Source organism: Streptomyces anandii JCM 4720 (assembly GCF_014650655.1).
Taxonomy (GTDB): domain Bacteria; phylum Actinomycetota; class Actinomycetes; order Streptomycetales; family Streptomycetaceae; genus Streptomyces; species Streptomyces anandii.
The window spans coordinates 413,266-431,816 of sequence record NZ_BMVJ01000003.1; the positions used below are offsets into that span (position 1 = coordinate 413,266).

The following is an 18,551-nucleotide window of genomic DNA, read 5'->3' on the forward strand; positions in this document are numbered from 1 at the left end:
TTCGACGACTTCGACGACGCGGTGAAGATCGCCAACGACACGCTGTACGGCCTGGGCGCGGGCGTGTGGACCCGGGACATGAACACCGCCTACCGCGCCGGCCGCGCGATCCAGGCGGGCCGCGTCTGGACGAACTGCTACCACGCGTACCCCGCGCACAGCGCCTTCGGCGGGTACAAGCAGTCCGGCATCGGCCGCGAGACCCACAAGATGATGCTGGACCACTACCAGCAGACCAAGAACCTCCTGGTCTCGTACTCGCCTAAGAAGCTCGGCTTCTTCTGAGGACACCGAGACGCACGTGATGGACCCGGCTCGCCCGCGGCACCGCACCCGACTCGCCCGTAGCAGGTGAGGTGCCGGCGGGCGATGTGGGGTGCCATGGCGGTGTGAGACATTGGCGAGCTCTGATCGTCCTCGGGACGGCGCAGTTCCTGATGGTGCTGGACACCTCCGTCATGAACGTCTCCATCAGCCGGCTGGTGGAGGACTTCGACACCGACGTCACCGCCATCCAGGCCGTGATCACCCTGTACGCCCTGGTCATGGCGGCCTTCATGATCATCGGTGGCCGGATCGGGGACGTTCTGGGGCGGCGTCGCGTGTTCCTGCTCGGGATGGCGGTCTACGGCACCGGGTCCGCCCTGACCGCCGTCGCGCCCACCCTGTGGGTTCTCACGCTGGGCTGGTCCATCATCGAAGGGCTCGGCGCCGCCATGGTGCTGCCCTCCATGGCCGCCCTCGTCGCCGAGTCCTACCGCGACAGGGACCGCTCCGTCGCCTACGGCGTCATCGGGGGCCTGGCCGGCGCCGGCATCGCCGTGGGGCCGCTGCTGGGCGGATGGGTGACGACGTATCTCACCTGGCGTCTGGTGTTCGCCGGCGAGGTCGTGGTCGTGCTGGCCGTGCTGTGCTTCCGGCGCGCGGTCGTGGAGAGCGCCCCGGGCGGGCGGCGCCCCGGCCTGGACGTGGTGGGCGCCGCCCTGTCGGCGGTCGGGCTCGGCCTCGGCGTACTCGGCGTGCTGCAGAGCAGTTCGTGGGGGTGGGTGGAGCCGCGCAACCCCCCGTTCACGGTTCTGGGCTTCGCCCCGACGCTGTTCGTGGTCGCGGCCGGGGTGGTCGTGCTCCGCCTCTTCCGCACCTGGGAGAGACACCGGGAGGCCCAGGGTGACGACCCCCTGGTGCACCTGTCCCTGTTCGGCAGGCCGGCGCTGCGTTCGGGGCTGTCCACTCTGCTGAGCCAGAACCTCATCCTGCTGGGACTGTTCTTCACCATCCCGCTCTATCTGCAGGTGGTGCAGGGTTTCGACGCCTTCCAGACGGGCCTGCGGCTGGTGCCGGTCTCCGTCACCATGCTCGTGGCCTCGCTCGGCGCCGCCCGGCTCGGACGGAAGGCCGGGGCCCGCAGGGTGGTGCGCGCGGCACTGCTGACGCTGCTCGCGGCGATCGCGTGGCTGCTGGCCACCATCGACCCCGTCATCGACGACGCCCAGTTCTTCGGGGCCATGGCGCTTCTCGGCCTCGGCATGGGACTGCTCGCCTCGCAGCTCGGCAACGTCGTGCAGTCCAGCGTCGGCGAGGAGGAGCGCAGCGAGGTCGGCGGGCTTCAGTTCACGGCCCAGAACCTGGGCTCGGCGCTGGGTACGGCCCTCATCGGGTCCCTCCTGATCGGCGCCCTGGCGCACGCCTTCACGACGTACGTCGCGGACAACCCCCTCCTGTCGGACGAGGCCCGCCGGCAGACGAGCATCGCTCTGGAGTCCGGGGTGAGCTTCGTCAGCACCGGCCAGGTGCGCTCGGCGGCCGAGCAGGCCGGGCTGCCACCGTCCGAGGTGGACGCCGTCACCGATTCCTACGCCACGGCCCAGCTGGACGGCCTCAAGGCGGCCGTACTGGCGACCGGGGGCATCACCCTGGTGAGCCTCCTGGCCACGGGCGGCCTGCCGACCGGGAAAGCGCCCGCCCGGAAGGCACCCATGGGGAATGCGCCCGCCGGAAAAGCGGCCCGGGACGGCCCTCCATGAGTGACGGCAGGAAGGCGCCGCGCCCGCAGGAGCGTGCCATCCTGCGATGGCGGACGTCGGCCCGCCGTTTCCAGGACAGCGGAGCGGGCCGGCTCTGGGGCCGGATCTGGGCGGTCGACTTCTTCGGGCACTCCTTCCAGCAGGCCGCGCTCGCGCTCCTGTGCTTCTTCCCGTTCCTGATCATCGTCACGGCCGCGGCGGGGCGCAGCGCGGCCGTCGCCCTCGCCGGCTGGCTGGGGCTGAACCAGCAGGCGGCCGAGGCCGTGGCGTCCCTCTTCGCGCCCACGACGAGCTCGTACACCCTCACGGTGACGAGCGCCGTGCTGCTCGTGCTCGGAGCCGTCGCCGTCGCCGGGACCCTCCAGAGCTGGTACCAGATGCTCTTCGACGTGCCCGGGGGCTGGTGGCGCAACACCGGGGCGCGGCTGGTCTGGCTCGCCGGGCTGCTCGTCTACGCCGCCTCGCAGGCCGCGTTCGGCAGGGCGCTCGGCGGCCTGCTCCTGCCCGTTCTGGTCGGCTTCGTGTGGGCGGTTCTCTTCTGGTGGGCGAGCATGTACGTGCTGCTCACCGGCGCGGTGCGATGGCGCGCCCTCTTCCCTGCCGCCCTGGCCACCAGTGTGTGCTGGACCGGACTCGCGGTCTTCTCCGCCCACTACTTCTCCGCGACGATCGTGGCGAACGAGCAGAAGTACGGACCCATCGGCGTGGTCATGGTCATCCTGTCGTGGCTGGTGGCGGTCGGCGTGGTGATCCATCTGGGGGCGGTCGTGGGCCGCGCCGTGCGCTGAGCGGCCCACGGACCGCCCGTCCGGGCGCGCCGTTCACCCGCCCGGCCCGGCCCGGATCGCGGGCCGCGCGCGCTACGGATCTGCTGGTCGGCATGAGCGACAGCGGTGACGAGCAGCTTCCGTCCGCGGCGCGCAGCGAGCTGGAGCAACTGCGGCAGCGGGTGAACGTCCTGGAGAGCGCCCAGCCGGCCGGGAAGCCCAGGCATCACCCGTTCCGTTCGCTCGGCTCGGTCGTGCTGATCCTTCTGGCCGCGGCGCTGTCGCTGCTGTCCGTGGTCGCGGTGTGGGCCAACAGCATCGTGCAGGACACGGACCGGTATGTGGCCACCGTGGGTCCGCTGGCGAGCGATCCCGATGTGCAGAAGGCGGTCACCAACCGGGTCACCGACGCGGTGCTGGCGCAGATCGACGTGAACGCGCTGGTCAAGCAGCTGAAGGACGCGGCCTCGCAGCAGGGTGTCCCGCCGCGGGCGGCACAGTTGCTGGGCAATCTGAGCGGTCCGATCGAGAACGGGCTCAAGCAGCTCGTGGGCAACGTCGTCGAACGCACGGTGTCCAGCAGCGCCTTCCAGACGGTCTGGGTGGAGGCCAACCGCAGGGCGCACACGGCGATGGTCAAGGCCCTGACGGGCCAGGCCGACAGCACGGTCAAGCTGGTGAACAACCAGGTCGTCATCGACCTCGGGCCGATCGTCGCCGACGTGAAGACCCGGCTGGTCGACGCGGGCTTCGCACCCGCCGCCAGGATCCCGGCCGTGCACACCCAGTTCGTGGTGTTCGCCTCCAAGGACATCGGCAAGATCAGGACCCTGGTGCGGGTCCTGCAGATCCTCGGCGGCTGGCTGCCCTTCATCGCGTTGCTGGTCGCGGCCGCCGGGGTGTACGTGGCGTTCAACCGCAGGCACGCCCTGATCGGGGTCGCGCTGGCCGTGTTCGTGGCCATGCTGATCCTCGGGATCGGCCTCACCGTCGCCCGGGACGTCTACCTCAACCATCTGCCTCCGGGGGCGTCCCAGGCCGCGGCGGGATCCGTGTACGACGCGCTGGTCAGGTTCCTGCGGGCCGGTGCCCGGGCGCTTGCCGCGGTCGCCCTGTTCACCGCCATCGGCGCCTTCCTCGCCGGTCCGTCCCGGATCGGCGTGCTCACCCGCACGGGCTGCCGCCGGAGCATCGGCGCGCTGCGTGACGTGTCGACCTCGGCAGGGCTCCGCCTCGGCGCGGTCGGACGATTCGTCCACCGCTTCAAGCACTGGATCGGGGCGGCCATCCTGATCATCGCGGCGATCGTGCTGTTCACCTGGAGCTATCCGACCACGGCGGTCGTGGTGTGGACGGCGGTCATCACCCTGGCGGGGTTCGCGATCCGGGAGTTCCTCGACCCCGGCGAACCCTCCGCACCGCCACCCGCCACCGGTCCCCCTGGCGGTACCGGTCCCCCTGGCGGCACCGTCACCCGCTGAAGCCCGGTCCGCGGCGACAGGTGTCACCGCGGACCGGGCTCACCGCCGCCGGCGGCGGTCAGGGCCCGCGCGGCGCACCCCGGGAACCGGTGGGCATCTCGTCCGGCCGCATCACGCACAGGGCCCAGATGATGAAGCCCGAGAACGCGATCATCACGACCGACCACACCGGGTAGTACGGCAGGGACAGGAAGTTGGCGAGGATGATCAGACCTGCGATCGTCACCCCGGCCACCCGGGCCCACATCGCCCCCTGGAACAGTCCCAGGCTGACGATCACCGCGAGTACCCCGAGGATCAGGTGGATCCAGCCCCAGCCGGTGAGGTCGAACTGGAAGACGTAGTTGCGGGTGCTGACGAAGACGTCGTCCTGGGCGATGCCCATGATGCCCCGGAAGATGTCGAGCACTCCGGCGATCATCAGCATGACGGCCGCGAAGGCCGTCAGACCAGTGGCCCAGGCCTGCTTCGCCGTGTCCGGGCGTGCGGTGTGGGTCGATGCCATCTTCTGCCTCGATTCGTCTCGCCCGGCGTGCTCAGCGACGGCCGGGAGTGGAGGTGACGGAGGTGTCGGGGGTCTCGGGGGTGGAGGTGACGGAGGTCGCGCGGCCCGCGGGCGTGCCGTCGGAGAGGATCATCTGCTTGGCCCGGGCGAACTCCTCGTCGGAGATGTCGCCCCGCGTACGCAGCTCGGACAGCCGGGCGAGCTCGTCCACGTGCGACTTTCCGCCGCCCGCGGTCTCCCTGATGTAGGAGTTGAACGCCTCCTGCTGCTTCTGCGCCTGGGCGACCTCCCGCTGGCCCATGGTCTTGCCGCGCGCGATGACGTAGACGAAGACGCCGAGGAAGGGCAGCACGATGCAGAACACCAGCCAGCCCGCCTTGGCCCAGCCGCCCATGTCGTCGTCGCGGAAGATGTCGACGACGACCCGGAAGAGCAGGACGAACCACATGATCCACAGGAAGAACCACAGCATCGTCCAGAAGGCGCTCAGCAGTGGGTAGTCGTAGGCGAGGTTCATCTGCGTGCTCATTTCTCTCCTCCGTCCGTTCCGGTCTCTGCCGTTTCTCAGCGTGCGCACGGCAAGGGGCGCACGCCTCACCCGAGGCGGGTGAGACAGCCGTACGTACCGCTCAGACCGTGGTGGTCGGCCCGGACAGCTGCGCCTCGCGTGCCCTGCGCAGCGCCGACCGCCAGGCGAAGGCGACCCCGAGCTCGACCACTCCGAGCAGCACCAGCCACAGTCCGAGCAACCGGGTGAGGACGACCGCCGACTGGGTGGGCAGGGCGAGCACCACGATGCCCGCGACCACGGCGAGCGCGGCCATGCCGAGGACGAAGCCGCGGTGGGGGAGGTCCTCGGCGGCCAGGGCCGTGTAGGCGGTGAGCATGCCGGACAGCAGCCAGACGGCCCCGACGATCAGGGACAGCGCGGCGATGGTCTGCATCGGGTGCCTCAGGCACAGCACCCCGGCGAGGACGAACAGCACCGCGACGAGCAACCGCGCGAGCCGCTCGCCGTGCCCTTCCCGGGAGAACGCGGCGACGAACCGGAAACCGCCCGCCACCAGCAGGTACAGCCCGATGATGACCGCCAGGACGTGCAGGCTCTCGTCCGGCCAGACCAGCACGATGATGCCGGGTATCAGCGTCGCCAGCGCCGAGGCGAGGATCCAGGTCCAGGAACTGCCGAGTGCGGACAGGGTGTCCACGGGGTTCCCGGCGGACCCGGGTGCCGTCCCGTCGGTGTGGTGCTCCGGTCCGGTACGCGCCGCCGAACCACGCGATACGGTCATGGCTCCTCCTCGCGGGGATCGGTTGCCAGGTCATCGCCGGACCGCCGACGGGACGGCGTGCGAGGACCCGACGGCCAGACTCTCGCGCCACGGTGGCCGCCGGGTCACCCATGACGGGTGATCCGTCCCCGCCACCGCCACGATGCCCGGGTGCCGGAGCCGCGCCCCGTTACCGTGACGTCCCGGCGGACGGGAACGAAACGGAACGGAAGGGACACGAGATGAGCGATCCGGAAGCTCCCCCGCGCGGGGGCGGCGCTCGGCGCCCGAACCGCTGGGCCGCCGCCATGGTGCTGGTTCGCTCCCTGCTCCTCACGGTCGGACTGATCATCGCCTACTACCTGCTCCCCATGGACTCGCACAGCACGCTCGGCGCCTCGGCGGTGCTCGTGGGCGGGCTGCTCGCCGTCGCGGTGGTGTTCGCCTGGGAGGTGGTGGTGGTCACGCAGTCGCCGTATCCCCGTCTGAAGGCGGTCGAGGCACTGGCGAGCACGCTGCCGGTGTTCCTGCTGTTGTTCGCCAGCGCCTACTACCTCCTCGACCGCGCCGACCCCACGTCCTTCACCGAGCGTCTGACCAGGACGGACGCGTTGTACTTCACGCTGGCCACGTTCACCACGGTCGGGTACGGCGACATCACCGCGCGGTCCCAGGCGGGGCGGGTGCTGGCCATGCTGCAGATGGCGGGCGGGCTGCTGCTCGTGGGCGTGGCGGCGCGTGTGCTGACCACCGCCATCCAGACCGGGCTGAGGCAGCAGCGCCGCGACAGGCCTCCGGAGCGGTAGAGCGGGGGAAACCGGAGATCACTCCGGGACGCGGCGCATCTCCAGCACCCGCAGTCCCAGTGACTGGCAGCGGGCCAGCAGCCCGTACAGGTGCGCGTCGTCCACCACGGGACCGAACAGGACCGTCTGGCCGGACATCACCACGTGGTCCAGTTCGGGGAAGGCCTTGGCCAGCGTCTCCGACATGTGCCCGTCGACGCGGATCTCGTAGCGCATCAGCTGCTCTCCCGCAGTGGCCGGGGACGGGCGTGCCACGCCCCCTGTGTGAGCCTCCGCCCCGACGGGCTCCGCGGCCTCACCCGGCGCAGGTGATACCCGCGGCCAGTGCGTCAGTGCGTCAGTGCGTCAGTGCGTCAGTGCGTCAGTGCGTCAGGACGATCTTGAGGACCAGGATCATCAACCCGATGACCAGGTTGACGCCGGCCGTGGCCGCCATCAGCAGCCAGGACGCGCCGGCGCGCCGGGCCGCGGCCGCCGACCAGCCCACCTGTCCGGCCACCGCCACGGCGAGCGCGAGCCATGCCGCGCCTTGCGGGTCCAGACCCAGCAGCGGGCTGACCGCGACGGCGACGGCGGGCGGTACGGCCGCCTTGACGATCGGCCACTCGTCGCGGCACACGTGCCACACGACCTGGCGGTCCAGGCGCCGCTGGGCCAGCCGGGCCCCGAACAGCTGGGCGTGCACGTGCCCGAGCCAGAAGACGATCCCGGTGAGCAGGAGCAGCAGCACCATCTGCACACGCGGGAAGGAGCCGGCCGCCCCGGCACCGACGACCACGGACGCTGAGAGCATCGATCCGTACACGCCGCCCGTGTAGTCGGTGTGGGCGCGCCGTTCGGCGGTGCGTGCCCGCGCCTGTGCGTCTGCGGTCTTGAACACGGCGTTCTCCCGGGTGGCCGGTTTCACAGGAGTCCCAGGTCACGGGCGCGGCGGACCGCCTCGTTCCGGCGGTTGACGCCGAGTTTGCGGTAGACGCTCTTGAGGTGGGTCTTGACCGTGTTCACCGACACGAAGAGGTCGGCGGCGATCTCCTCGGTGGACATCATCTGTGCGAGCCGCTGGAGTACGTCCTGCTCGCGGCCGCTCAGCTCCTCGACGACCAGGGGGGCCGGCTGCTCCGCGACGGGCGGCCGTGTGGCGGCGGGCTGCCGGGTGCCGAGGGGCAGGCGCGTCGTGGCGAGCGGGCGTGTCGTCGCGGGCTGGTGCGTGGCGCCCGGTGCGCGCGGCGCGGCGCTCCGGCGCCCGTACGCTCCGTACGCTCCGTACGCTCCGTACGCTCCGGCGAGCGGGTCCGCGCCGAGCAGCCGGCGCAGCCAGGGGCCGGCCTCCAGGACGGGGCGCCGCAGCCGCTCGCGGCGGGCGTCGGCGAGCGCCTGGGCTGCCAGCCGGCGGGCGGTGGCGCCGTCGCCGGCCTGGTCGGCGGCCTGGGCGCGTACCAGGGCGGCCCTGACGGTCACCGCGGGGCCGCCGGCATCCGTGGCGGGCGGGTTCGCGAGCAGGTCGAGCGCCGCTTCGGCGTTCCCCGCGGCGAGCTGGGCCCTGGCGGCCCCCACCGCGCACGCGCCGCGCCGTTCGGCCGCGTCCCGCAGCACTTTCGCGGCCGTCTCGGGGGCGCCCTCGGCCAGGTGGGCGGCGGAGACGACGAGCGCCGTGTGGTCCTCCGCCCACGGCGAGGCGACGGCGGCGGGAACGGCCGACTCGGCGGTCCGCAGGGCCGCCCGGATCTGGCCGCGGGCCAGCTGGAGGCGGGCGCGGGCGATGACGAGCCCGGCCGCGGTGACCGGGTCGGGCGGCTCGGGCTGCGCGGCGGTGGCCCGGTCCAGCAGGGCCTGGGCCGCGTCCAGTTCGTCGCGGTCGACGGCGACCGCCGCGAGGACCAGGTGCCCGAGGCCCGGACCGGCCGGCTCGGACAGGCTGAACCGTTCCGCGTCGGTGAGGGCCGCCAGGGCCTTGCGTTCGGCCGGGCCGGGCCAGCCGTCGAGGTAGTCCATGAGCGCCAGCCGGCTCAGGGACTCCTCGCGGGGCAGTGCCGTAGAGGCGCCGCCGGAGCCGGCCGCGGCCGTGCGCAGGGCGGCCCGGGCGTCCTCGAAGCGGCCCGCCCACAGCCGGGCCGAGCCCAGGTGGGCCTGGAGCAGGGCGGCGAGTTCGGGGTGCCGGTCCAGGAGTTCGGGCGGGACCTCCCGTTGGAGCTCCCACACCGTCTGGGCCGCGTGCTCGGCACGGCCGGGCGCGCCGGTCAGCCCGGCGGCGAGGACCTCCAGCAGGGCGCAGCTGAGCCTGGCTGCCGCCCTGCGCGGCCGGTCGGCGTCCAACGCCTTTCGCACGTGACGTAGTTGAGCCCGTGCGCGGTCCACGTCGTGGTCGGACAGTGCCCGCGCGGCGCGGACGAGGCGGGCCTCGGGACCGGTGGCGTCGGGCGCCATGCGGGAGAACAGCTCGCCCAGGTCGGCGGAGCGCGGTTGCGTGCGGACCTCGGCGCTCGGGCCGGTGAAGAACTGCCCGATGGCGAGGTCGTCGACGAGGGCGCGGGCGGTGAACTCCCAGTCGCCCGCGGCGGCGCCGTGGGCCAGGGTCTCGGGCAGCGGTCCGCAGGTGAGCAGCCACGCGGCGGCCCTGCGGTGGAGTTCCGCCTCCAGGCCGGGGAAGCGCACCCGCAGATGGGCCGCGAGGATCTCCGCGAACAGCGGGTGCAGGCGGTACCAGGAGTGGCCGAGGTGTTCGACGAACGCGTTCGCCCGGTGCAGCCCGGCCAGGATCGGCCCGGCGTCCTGACGTCCCGCGAGGGCGTTGGCGAGGTCCGGGCAGAACCGGTCGAGGACGCTGACGCGCAGCAGCAGGTCCTGGGTCTTGGCCGGCTGGCGCTTGAGCACCTCGGCGAGCAGGAAGTCGGCGATCGTGCTCTGGCCGGCCTCGAACTCCTTGAGGTAGCTCTCCGGGTCGCTGCTCTGCTGCGCGGCCAGGGCGCAGAGTCTGAGACCGGCCGCCCAGCCCCGGGTGCGCTCCACCAGGGCGCGGGCCGCGTCCTCGGCCAGCCGCAGGCCGTGCAGTTCGAGCAGGGTCGCGGCCTCCTCGGGGGTGAAGGCCAGTTCCGCCTCGCGGATCTCGGTGAGCGTGCCCTCGGCGCGGTAGCGGTGCAGGGGCAGCAGGGGCTCGGTGCGGGTGACCAGGATCAGGTGCATGCCGGGTCCGGCGTGCTGGAGGACGAATCCGAGCTGCTCGGTGATCTCCGGTGCGCTCACACGGTCGTACTCGTCCACGACCACGATCACGGGTTCGTCCCGTGCGTTCAGCGCGGCGGCGAGCCGGGCCAGCAGGGTGTGGTCCACCGACATCGGGTCGGCCGGGTGGCCCGCCTGCTCCGCCTCCCGCACTCCGCAGGCGCGCAGGGCCTGGAGCAGATACGCCCAGAAGACGCCGGGCGCCTGGTCCGAGGCGTCCACGGTGAGCCAGGCCACCGGCCGCTCCAGCCGGTCCGCCCAGTCCGCGACGAGCACGGTCTTGCCGGCGCCGGCGCCGCCGTTGACCATCGTCAGCGGGGTGCCGAGCGCCTGGTCGAGGTGGCCTGCGAGGCGGTCCCGGCGCAGGAAGGTGGTCGGCCGCGCCGGTACCGCGAGGCGGGTCCGCAGAAAGGGGTCGCCGAGCGGGTCCACGTCCCGGGCCGCCGGCCCCGGCCCGCCGCCACCGGCTCCGGACACCGCACCTGGATCGGGCACCCGGCTCGGCCCGGGCCCTCCGCCGGGCTCGGAACCTGGGCTCGGTTCGGACCCTGGGCTCGTTTCGGACCCTGAGTCCGGTTCGGACACCGCACTTGGTTCGGACACTGCGCTCACCACCACTGTCCGTCACGTCATGGGCAGCGCTCCCCTCGCCAGGATCTCAGTCTTCGAGCGAGCACGCGCGTTGCGGAAGGGACCGCCGGTCCACGAGAGGGCCCGGAGGGAACCCGACGGGGGTATCCGGCCGCCCCGTCGGGACCCGTGCGCCGCGGGCCCTGCGCGTGCGGTGGGCCCGGGGGCGGCGCACGCTGGAGGAGCGCCCTCGGCTGCGCGCGCCGCACCCGGGCGCGGGCAGCCGTGCGCCGCAGCGGCGCGACGGCGGGGCTGCGAGGAGGTCGATGTGGCGCACGGCGATCCCGGCCGGCAGGTGGACGAGACGTCGGCGTCCATGCTGGAGGCGCTGTTCACCAGCTCACCGGTCGGACTGCATCTGCTGGACACCGATCTGCGGGTGGTGCGGCTGAACACCGCCACGCCCGTGATGCACGGCGTGCGCGCGGACGAGATGATCGGGCGTCCGATGCGCGATGTGTACCCCGTAGTCGCGGACCTCGAGGTGGAGGCGCTGCTGCGGGAGGTGCTGCGGACCGGACGGCCCCTGTGGGAGCGGGTCGTCCAGGTGCGCCTCAGGAGCGACCCGCCGCAGGACCGCCACTTCGAGATCACCGCCCTGCGGCTGGAGAGCCCCCGCCACGAGGTGCTGGGCCTGGCGGTGACCGCGATCGACGTCACCGAGCGCCAGCTGGCCCGCGCCCGCGCCGAGGTGCTCGACGCCGTGCGGCGGCACGTGGGGCGGGCCCTGGACCCGGCGGTGACCGGCGAGGAGTTCGTCGGCGCGGTGGTCCCCCAGTTCGCCGACATCGCGGTCGTGGAGGTGGTGGACGCGGTGATCCGGGGCGACGAACCGCCGCTCGCCCCGCTGCCGCCGGGGACCCCGCTGATGCGCACCGCCTTCCGCAGTGGTCTGGCGCACCCGCAGCAGGCGCATCCGGTGGGGGACGTGCGCCATGTGCCGGCCCCCACGCCCTTCACCCAGGCCCTCACCGACCTGCGGCCCCGCGTCGTCCCGCTCGGGCCGGGGCAGGACTGGATGCACACCGACCCCGCGCGCGCGGGTGCGATGCACTCCGCACGCGCCCACACGCTGCTCGTGGTGCCGCTGGCGCTGCGCGACTCGGCACTGGGTCTGATCAGCATGTACCGCACCGAGGACTCACCGCCGTTCGACCTGGGCGACCGGCAGCTCGCGGTGGAGCTGGCCGCCCACGCGGCCCTGTGCATCGACAACGCCCGGCGCTACATCCGCGAGCACACCGTCGCCGCCACGGTCCAGCGCCAGTTGCTGCCCCGCCGGCCCGAGACCCACGCCTCGCTGGAGACGGCGTACCTGTCGGTGACCGGTGACGATCCGGGCGCCTGGTACGACACGGTTGCGCTGTCCAGCGCCCGGACCGCGCTGGTGGTCGGCAACGTCGCCGGGCGTGGCCTCAACGCGGCGGCCACGATGGGCCAGCTGCGCACGGTCGTACGGTCCCTGTCGGCCTTCGACCTCGCGCCGGACGAACTGCTCGCGCGGCTGCACGACACGGCCGCGCAGCTGGCCTTCGAGCGGGCGAACCTGCCCCTGGGCGATCCGCTGCGCCGGGAGGCGCTCACCGTCGACTGCGCCTACGCCGTCCACGACCCGCTGACCGGCACCTGTGTCATGGCCTCGGCCGGCCGCCTGGCCGCCGTGGTGGTCCACCCCGACCGCACCGTCACCGTCCCCGACACCCCCGCCGGGCCGTCGCTCGGCTCGGCGGAGGACGCGCCCTTCGCGACGGTGGAGTTCGGCGTGCCGGTCGGCAGTGTGCTGGTCTTCACCAGCGACCCGGAGCTGACCTCGTACCTCGCGGAGAACTCCCGCCCGCTGCGCAACGCGCCCGACTTCGCCGACCGCCCGCTGCAGGACCTGTGCGACTCGATCGTGTACGCCCTGCCGGACGGCCCGGGCGCGGGCGACGCAGCGGTGATCATCGCCCGCACCCGCTCCTTCTCACCGGCGGGGCTCGCCTGCTGGGCGCTGGACGCGGACCCCGCCGCGGTGGCCACCGCCCGGAGGCGGACCCGCGACCAGCTCAGGGAGTGGAGGGTGGACGAGGAGACGGTGTACAGCACGCAGGTCATCGTCAGCGAACTGGTCACCAACGCCGTCCGCTACGGCTCGGCGCCCATCGAGCTCCGCCTCATCCTCGACCGCACCCTGACCTGCGAGGTGCGGGACTCGGGGCCGGCCGCCCCGCATCTGCGGCACGCCCGGGTCGCCGACGAGGGCGGCCGCGGCCTGTTCATCGCCGCCCAGCTGGCCCAGACCTGGGGCACCCGGTACACGCCCGAGGGCAAGACGGTCTGGACGGAGCAGGCACTGCCCGAAGCCTCCTGACGCTCCGCCACCTCACGGGCCGCCGGCCGGCCCCGGGCGGCCGCCCCCACCTGCGGCGCAACCTGCTCGCAACCTCCGCCCTGGTTGGCTGCCCCCGCTTCTTGCGGCGCGGCGGCGAAGGGCGGCGACGATGTACGAGGAGATCCCGCGGGTCGGGCTCACCGCGGCGGCGGCCGCACTGCTGCGGCGGCTGGGCGCGGTCCACGGGCCGCTGATGTTCCACCAGTCCGGCGGCTGCTGCGACGGCAGCGCGCCGATGTGCTACCCCGAGGGCGAGTTCCGCACCGGCGGCTCGGACGTGCTGCTCGCGGAGCTGGACGTGGAGGGGCTGGAACGCCCGGTGCCGTTCTGGATGTCCCGCAGCCAGTACGAGGTGTGGAGTCACACCCGGCTGATCGTCGACGTGGTGCCCGGCCGGGGCAGCGGCTTCTCCCTGGAGGCACCCGAAGGAGTGCGTTTTCTCATCCGTTCCCGCGTCGTCGGGGCCTGAACACCGCGCGGAACGCCGCTCTCTGGTCCACTTCCCCTGAGTCCCAGCACAGTTGACGAGACATCAGGGGGCACGGTGAGCACTGCGGCACCTCGCGCCGTCCGGCTCAGAACGGCGCTTACGGTTCTCCTGGCCTGCGGCGCGCTGGCCGGCACCGCACTGACGGGGGCGGCCCCGGCGGCCGGGGCGCAGCGCGCCGAGCAGCCCACGCCGGGCGCCGAGCAGCCCACGCCGGGCGCCGAGCAGCCCACGCCGGGCGCCGAGCAGCTCGCGCCGGGCGTCGACTACCGCGACTACGACCTGGACGGCGCCCACGGGACGGCGCACGCGCATCTGGTCACCGTCGACCTGAGCAACGCCCACGTCCGGGTGGACCTGTTGCACCCGGGCGCGGTGGCGGAGCGCGCCACGGTGTCCCGACTCGCCGACGAGCGGGGCGCGGTGGCGGGCGTCAACGGCGACTTCTTCAACATCAGCGAGGCCCAGCACCCCGGCGTCGAGGCGACCGGCTCGGCGGTGGGCCCGGAGATCGCGGGCGGCCGGACGCTCAAGGCCGCCGTGCCGCGCGGGCAGCGCTTCGGTCCCGCCCTGCCGTCCGGCGCGACCACCGAGGACGTGATCGGCGTGGGCACCGACGGCACGGCCCGCCTGGACCGGCTGAGCCTGACCGGTTCGGTCACCACGTCCGAGGGGACGCTCGAGCTGCACGGGCTCAACCAGTACGCGCTGCCGGTCGGTTCGATCGGCGCCTACACCTCCGACTGGGGCGGCGCCTCCCGGGCGCGGGCCACCTGCGGCACGGACACGAGCCGGAGCGCGCCGTGCAGCACCGACACCTACGAGGTGACGGTCAGGGACGGCCGGGTCGTCGCAACGTCCGGCAGTCCCGGCAGTGGCGCCATTGCGGCCGGCACCACGGTGCTGCTCGGCCGCGAGGCGGGGGCGCGGGAGTTGCGCAAGCTGCTGCGCGGCGAGACCGTGCGCGTCGAGCACCGGCTGGTGGCGGCCTCCGGGGCGGCGTACACGTTCGCGGTCGGTGGTTTCCCGGTGCTGCGCCACGGGATGCCGGTGCCGGGTCTGGACGACTCGGCGTCGGCGGTGCGCAGCGCGGTGGGCATCGGGGGCGGCGGGCACCGGCTGCTGCTCCTGGTCCTGGACGGCGGCTCCGCGTACCGCAGCGGCCTGACGGTCGCCGAACTCGCGGCGGCGCTGCGGGACGCGGGCGCCACCGAGGGCTTCGACCTGGACGGCGGCGGCTCCAGCACCCTGGTGGCGCGGGAGCCCGGTGAGGGGGAGGTGAGCGTGCTGAACCACCCCAGCGGGGGCGCCGAACGCGCGGTGGCCAACGGGATCGGGGTCTTCTCCGGATCGTGAGCGCGGTACGCGGGGGCCCGGGTGCGGTGCCCGCGGGTCAGGGCCGCAGGCTGCTGACGATCTGGGCCGTGGCGGCCAGGCCCTCGTGGATGGTGGGCGCCATGCTCGTGCCGGCCAGGAAGAAGCCGAGCAGAACGCAGACCAGGGCGTGCGAGAACTTCAGGGCGCCGTTGCGCACGAAGATGGTCGCCAGGATCGCGAGCAACAGCACCACAGAGATGGAAATGGCCATCGTCAACCTCCTCCGCCACGCCCACTTCGCGGCTTTCGGCCGCAAGTGTGGCGTAGCGGAGGGTCCGACCGGGCGGCTGACGTGTCCGCCGAACGTGTGGTTCTCGGCCCGGCGGACGGCCCTTCCCCGGGGCGGGTCAGGGCGCCTGGAGGTCGACCAGCCCGGCCAGCGTCTCGCGGTGGGCACCCGCAGTGCCGTACGCGATCGAGTCGGCCTTGGCCCGCTTCAGGTACAGATGGACCGGGTGCTCCCACGTCATGCCGATGCCGCCGTGCAGTTGCAGCGCCTCCTCGGCGGCGTGGACGGCGACGGGCGAGGCGTAGGCCTGTGCGACGGCGGTCGTCACGTCGGCGTCCTCGTCGCGTGCGAGCGCGTCGGCGGCGGCCCGGGCGGCGGCGCGGAGGCTGACGACCTCCAGCCACAGCTGGGCGAGCCGGTGCTTGAGCGCCTGGAAGCCGCCGACCGGCCGGTTGAACTGCTTGCGCTCCTTCAGGTAGCGCACGGTCTCCGTCAGCGTCCAGTCGGCGAGGCCGAGTTGCTCGGAGGCGAGCAGCGCGGCCCCGGCGCGCAGGGCGCGGCGCACGGCGGGTCCGGCGTCGCCGACGCGGCGGCCGGGGGCCCCGTCCAGCCGTACGGTGGCCAGGGGCCGGGTGAGGTCGAAGGCGACCTGCCCGGTGACGGTCGCCGCGTCCGCGCCGACCGCGTACAGGCCGCCGTCGTCGGCGGGCACCAGCAGGACGTCGGCGGTGGCCGCGTCCGCGATGCCGGTCAGCTCGCCGTGCAGGGTGCCGTCCTCGAGCCGTACGGCGGGAAAGCCGGCGTCCGGGGCGATGTGCAGGCCGACGGCGAGGGCGGCGCGGGTGCGCCCGGAGGCCAGCAGGCCCAGCAGCTCCTCGTCCGCGCAGGCCAGCAGTGCCTCGGTGGCGACGACGGCGCTGGTGAGGTAAGGGACGGGGGCGACGGCCCGGCCCAGCTCCTCCAGGACGACGGCCGCCTCGCGGTGGGTGGCGCCCTGGCCGCCCAGTTCCTCGGGGATCAGCAGCCCGGCCAGGCCCATGCCCTCGGCGAGCGGCTTCCACAGCACGGGGTCGTGCGGCGCGCCGGACTCCGCGCGCGCGATCACGCCGGCCGGGTCGCAGTGGTCGGTGAGCAGGTCCCGTACCGCGGCGCGCAGCGCCTCTTCCTCCTCGGAGTAGAGAAGATCCGTCATCGGGCGAGGTCCTTCCAGGCGACGTCCTTGTCGGTGCGCGGCTCGGCGGGCAGCCCGAGGACGCGTTCGGCGACGATGTTCAGCAGGACCTCGCTGGTCCCGCCCTCGATGCTGTTGCCCTTGGAGCGCAGATAGCGGTAGCCGGCGTCGCGGCCGGTGAAGTCGACCAGCTCCGGGCGGCGCATGGTCCAGTCGTCGTACAACAGGCCCTCCTCGCCGCGCAGTTCGACCTCCAGGCCGCTGATCTCCTGGTTGAGACGGGCGAAGGCGAGCTTCATGCCGGCGCCCTCGGGGCCGGGCTGTCCGGCGACGAGCTGCTGGCGCAGGCGCTCGGCGGTGAGGCGGGAGACCTCGGCCTCGACCCACAGCTTCAGCAGCCGCTGGTGCAGATCGTGGGTGCGCAGCTCGGGGCGTTCGCGCCAGGTCTTCGAGACCGGGCCGATCATTCCGCCCTCGCGGGGCAGCCGCATGCCGCCGATGGCGACGCGTTCGTTGTTCAGCGTGGTCTGCGCGACCCGCCAGCCGTCGCCGGTCTCCCCCAGGCGCCGGGAGTCGGGGATGCGCACGTCGGTCAGGAAGACCTCGTTGAACTCGGCCTCGCCGGTGATCTGGCGCAGCGGCCGCACCTCGATGCCGGGGTCGGTCATGTCGCACAGGAAGTACGTGATGCCGGCGTGCTTGGGCACGTCCGGGTCGGTGCGGGCGATGAGGATGGCCCAGCGGGCGAGGTGGGCGCTGGAGGTCCACACCTTCTGCCCGTTGACGACCCACTCGTCGCCCTCGCGGACGGCGCGGGTGCCGAGCGCGGCGAGGTCGGAGCCGGCGCCGGGCTCGCTGAAGAGCTGGCACCAGACCTCCTCGCCGGTCCACAGGGGCCTGAGGAAGCGCCTCTTCTGCTCCTCGGTGCCGTAGCGCAGGATGGTGGGCGCGGCCATGCCGAGGCCGATGCCGATGCGGCGCGGGTCGTTGTCGGGGGCGCCCGCCGCCTCCAGTCGGGCGTCCACGACGGCCTGGAGGGAGCGCGGGGCGCCGAGGCCGCCGAGGCCCTCGGGGTAGTGCACCCAGGCGAGCCCGGCGTCGAAGCGTGCCTGGAGGAAGGCGAGGCGGTCGGTGTCCGCGGGCGGGTGGGCGGCCAGCAACTCGTCGGTGCGGCGGCGCAGTCCGGCCGCGTCGAGGGGGGTGCCGGTCATGCGGCGGCTCCGTTCTCCAGTGCGGGTACCACGGCGACACGGCCGGTGGTGACACCGTCGGCGACCCGCTGGACGGCGCCGGCGGCTCCGCTCAGCGGCACCCGTTCGCTCACCAGCGGCCTGATCGCGCCCCGGGCGGCGAGCTCGGAGAGCTGTTCGTGGCAGTGCTGGACCAGCTTGGGGTTCTTGGTGTTGTACAGGCCCCAGTGCAGGCCGAGGATCGAGTAGTTCTTCACCAGGGCGTGGTTGAGGGCGGGGCTCGGGATGGCGCCGCTGGCGAAGCCGACGACGACGATCCGGCCCTCGAAGGCGACCGTCTTGGCCGACTGGGCGTAGGCCTGGCCGCCCACCGGGTCGTAGATCACGTCGGCGCCCCGGCCGCCGGTGGCCTCCTTGACGGCGCTCACCACGTCCTCGGTGTGCCGGTCGATCACGGTGTCGCAGCCGAGCTCGCGCGCCACGGCGGCCTTGCCGGCGCCGCCGACGACGCCGATCACGGTGGCGCCGGCCGCCTTGCCGAGCTGCACGGCCGCGCTGCCCACCCCTCCGGCGGCGGCGTGCACGAGCAGGGTCTCGCCGGCCTGGAGGTGCGCCCGGCGGTGCAGGCCGAACCAGCCGGTCTGGTAGCCGATGTGCAGGGCCGCCGCCTCCGCGTCGTCCAGGGCGTCCGGCGCGGACAGCAGCGCGGCGGCGTCGGCGACGGCGTACTCGGCGAAACCGCCGTACGGCAGCGCCGGGTTGGCGATCACCCGGCGCCCGTCCGCGGTCTCGCCGCAGATCTCCACGCCGGGGGTGAACGGCAGCGGCGGCCGGACCTGGTACTGGCCGCGGCACAGCAGCGCGTCCGGGAAGTTGATGTTGGCGGCCCTGACCTTCAGCAGCACCTGGCCGTCGCCGGGCGCGGGCGGCTCGGTCTCCTCCAGCCGCATCACCTCGCTCGGCTCGCCGTTCTCGTGCACTCGCCATGCCTGCATGCGCCGCCTCCACGGGACTGCCGTCGTC

At 73.4% G+C, this 18,551-nt stretch carries 18 protein-coding genes; 8 read left to right on the top strand and 10 right to left on the bottom strand.

Translation table 11 applies throughout. The annotated features are described in order from the left end of the window. The 4 genes from IE249_RS36610 to IE249_RS07820 form a co-directional block, all read left to right on the top strand. On the top strand, positions 1 to 285 hold a 285-nt coding region (locus IE249_RS36610; protein WP_229857799.1), incomplete at its 5' end, for an aldehyde dehydrogenase family protein. A gap of 104 nt (positions 286 to 389) precedes the next feature. Further along, the gene (locus IE249_RS07810) at positions 390 to 2,024 is read left to right on the top strand and encodes an MFS transporter (protein ID WP_229857800.1); all 1,635 of its coding nucleotides are present in this window, start codon (positions 390 to 392) and stop codon (positions 2,022 to 2,024) included. Next, entirely contained in the window at positions 2,021 to 2,812 is a 792-nt protein-coding gene (locus IE249_RS07815; RefSeq protein WP_189704027.1) for a YhjD/YihY/BrkB family envelope integrity protein, read from the top strand. The genes IE249_RS07810 and IE249_RS07815 overlap by 4 nt, the downstream gene beginning before the upstream one ends. A gap of 92 nt (positions 2,813 to 2,904) precedes the next feature. Then, positions 2,905 to 4,272: a hypothetical protein gene (locus tag IE249_RS07820; RefSeq protein WP_229857802.1), complete on the top strand. Its 1,368-nt coding sequence runs from the start codon at positions 2,905 to 2,907 to the stop codon at positions 4,270 to 4,272. Positions 4,273 to 4,330: 58 nt separating this feature from the next. Here IE249_RS07820 and IE249_RS07825 read toward each other — a convergent pair whose 3' ends face one another. The 3 genes from IE249_RS07825 to IE249_RS07835 form a co-directional block, all read right to left on the bottom strand. Continuing rightward, a complete protein-coding gene (locus tag IE249_RS07825; RefSeq protein ID WP_189704028.1) occupies positions 4,331 to 4,777 on the bottom strand; it encodes a DUF7144 family membrane protein in 447 nt (148 codons plus the stop codon). Between the two features lie 31 nt (positions 4,778 to 4,808). Next, on the bottom strand, positions 4,809 to 5,306 hold the full coding sequence (locus tag IE249_RS07830; protein WP_189704029.1) for an SHOCT domain-containing protein: 498 nt from the start codon (positions 5,304 to 5,306) through the stop codon (positions 4,809 to 4,811). 100 nt (positions 5,307 to 5,406) lie between these two features. Then, positions 5,407 to 6,069: an HdeD family acid-resistance protein gene (locus IE249_RS07835; RefSeq protein ID WP_189704030.1), complete on the bottom strand. Its 663-nt coding sequence runs from the start codon at positions 6,067 to 6,069 to the stop codon at positions 5,407 to 5,409. A 221-nt stretch (positions 6,070 to 6,290) separates the two neighbouring features. Between IE249_RS07835 and IE249_RS07840 the strand changes: the two genes are divergently transcribed. Continuing rightward, positions 6,291 to 6,854: a potassium channel family protein gene (locus IE249_RS07840; protein WP_189704031.1), complete on the top strand. Its 564-nt coding sequence runs from the start codon at positions 6,291 to 6,293 to the stop codon at positions 6,852 to 6,854. An 18-nt stretch (positions 6,855 to 6,872) separates the two neighbouring features. On the opposite strand, the gene IE249_RS07845 is transcribed toward IE249_RS07840, so the two are convergent. The 3 genes from IE249_RS07845 to IE249_RS07855 form a co-directional block, all read right to left on the bottom strand. Beyond that, a complete protein-coding gene (locus IE249_RS07845) occupies positions 6,873 to 7,070 on the bottom strand; it encodes a DUF8691 family protein (protein ID WP_189704187.1) in 198 nt (65 codons plus the stop codon). Between the two features lie 145 nt (positions 7,071 to 7,215). Further along, on the bottom strand, positions 7,216 to 7,734 hold the full coding sequence (locus IE249_RS07850) for a hypothetical protein (protein WP_189704032.1): 519 nt from the start codon (positions 7,732 to 7,734) through the stop codon (positions 7,216 to 7,218). 23 nt (positions 7,735 to 7,757) lie between these two features. Continuing rightward, positions 7,758 to 10,550, bottom strand: coding sequence for a winged helix-turn-helix domain-containing protein (locus tag IE249_RS07855; protein WP_189704033.1), 2,793 nt, complete (start codon positions 10,548 to 10,550; stop codon positions 7,758 to 7,760). A gap of 421 nt (positions 10,551 to 10,971) precedes the next feature. Between IE249_RS07855 and IE249_RS07860 the strand changes: the two genes are divergently transcribed. The 3 genes from IE249_RS07860 (at position 10,972) to IE249_RS07870 (ending at position 14,917) form a co-directional block, all read left to right on the top strand. Further along, the gene (locus IE249_RS07860; RefSeq protein ID WP_189704034.1) at positions 10,972 to 13,053 is read left to right on the top strand and encodes a SpoIIE family protein phosphatase; all 2,082 of its coding nucleotides are present in this window, start codon (positions 10,972 to 10,974) and stop codon (positions 13,051 to 13,053) included. 130 nt (positions 13,054 to 13,183) lie between these two features. Then, positions 13,184 to 13,543 carry a DUF779 domain-containing protein gene (locus IE249_RS07865; RefSeq protein WP_189704035.1) on the top strand — a complete coding sequence of 120 codons (360 nt, stop codon included), beginning with the start codon at positions 13,184 to 13,186 and terminating at the stop codon, positions 13,541 to 13,543. Between the two features lie 75 nt (positions 13,544 to 13,618). After that, positions 13,619 to 14,917: a phosphodiester glycosidase family protein gene (locus tag IE249_RS07870; protein ID WP_189704036.1), complete on the top strand. Its 1,299-nt coding sequence runs from the start codon at positions 13,619 to 13,621 to the stop codon at positions 14,915 to 14,917. 37 nt (positions 14,918 to 14,954) lie between these two features. On the opposite strand, the gene IE249_RS07875 is transcribed toward IE249_RS07870, so the two are convergent. The 4 genes from IE249_RS07875 to IE249_RS07890 all read right to left on the bottom strand — a co-directional run bounded on the left by IE249_RS07875 (position 14,955) and on the right by IE249_RS07890 (position 18,523). Beyond that, complete coding sequence (locus tag IE249_RS07875) at positions 14,955 to 15,149, bottom strand: hypothetical protein (RefSeq protein WP_189704037.1); 195 nt, start codon at positions 15,147 to 15,149, stop codon at positions 14,955 to 14,957. Between the two features lie 136 nt (positions 15,150 to 15,285). Then, positions 15,286 to 16,359 (bottom strand): acyl-CoA dehydrogenase family protein, encoded by a 1,074-nt coding sequence (locus IE249_RS07880; RefSeq protein ID WP_189704038.1) that lies wholly within the window; start codon positions 16,357 to 16,359, stop codon positions 15,286 to 15,288. Beyond that, the gene (locus IE249_RS07885) at positions 16,356 to 17,549 is read right to left on the bottom strand and encodes an acyl-CoA dehydrogenase family protein (protein WP_189704039.1); all 1,194 of its coding nucleotides are present in this window, start codon (positions 17,547 to 17,549) and stop codon (positions 16,356 to 16,358) included. The genes IE249_RS07880 and IE249_RS07885 overlap by 4 nt, the downstream gene beginning before the upstream one ends. After that, a complete protein-coding gene (locus IE249_RS07890; protein WP_189704040.1) occupies positions 17,546 to 18,523 on the bottom strand; it encodes an NADPH:quinone oxidoreductase family protein in 978 nt (325 codons plus the stop codon). The genes IE249_RS07885 and IE249_RS07890 overlap by 4 nt, the downstream gene beginning before the upstream one ends. Between the last annotated feature and the right edge of the window lie 28 nt (positions 18,524 to 18,551).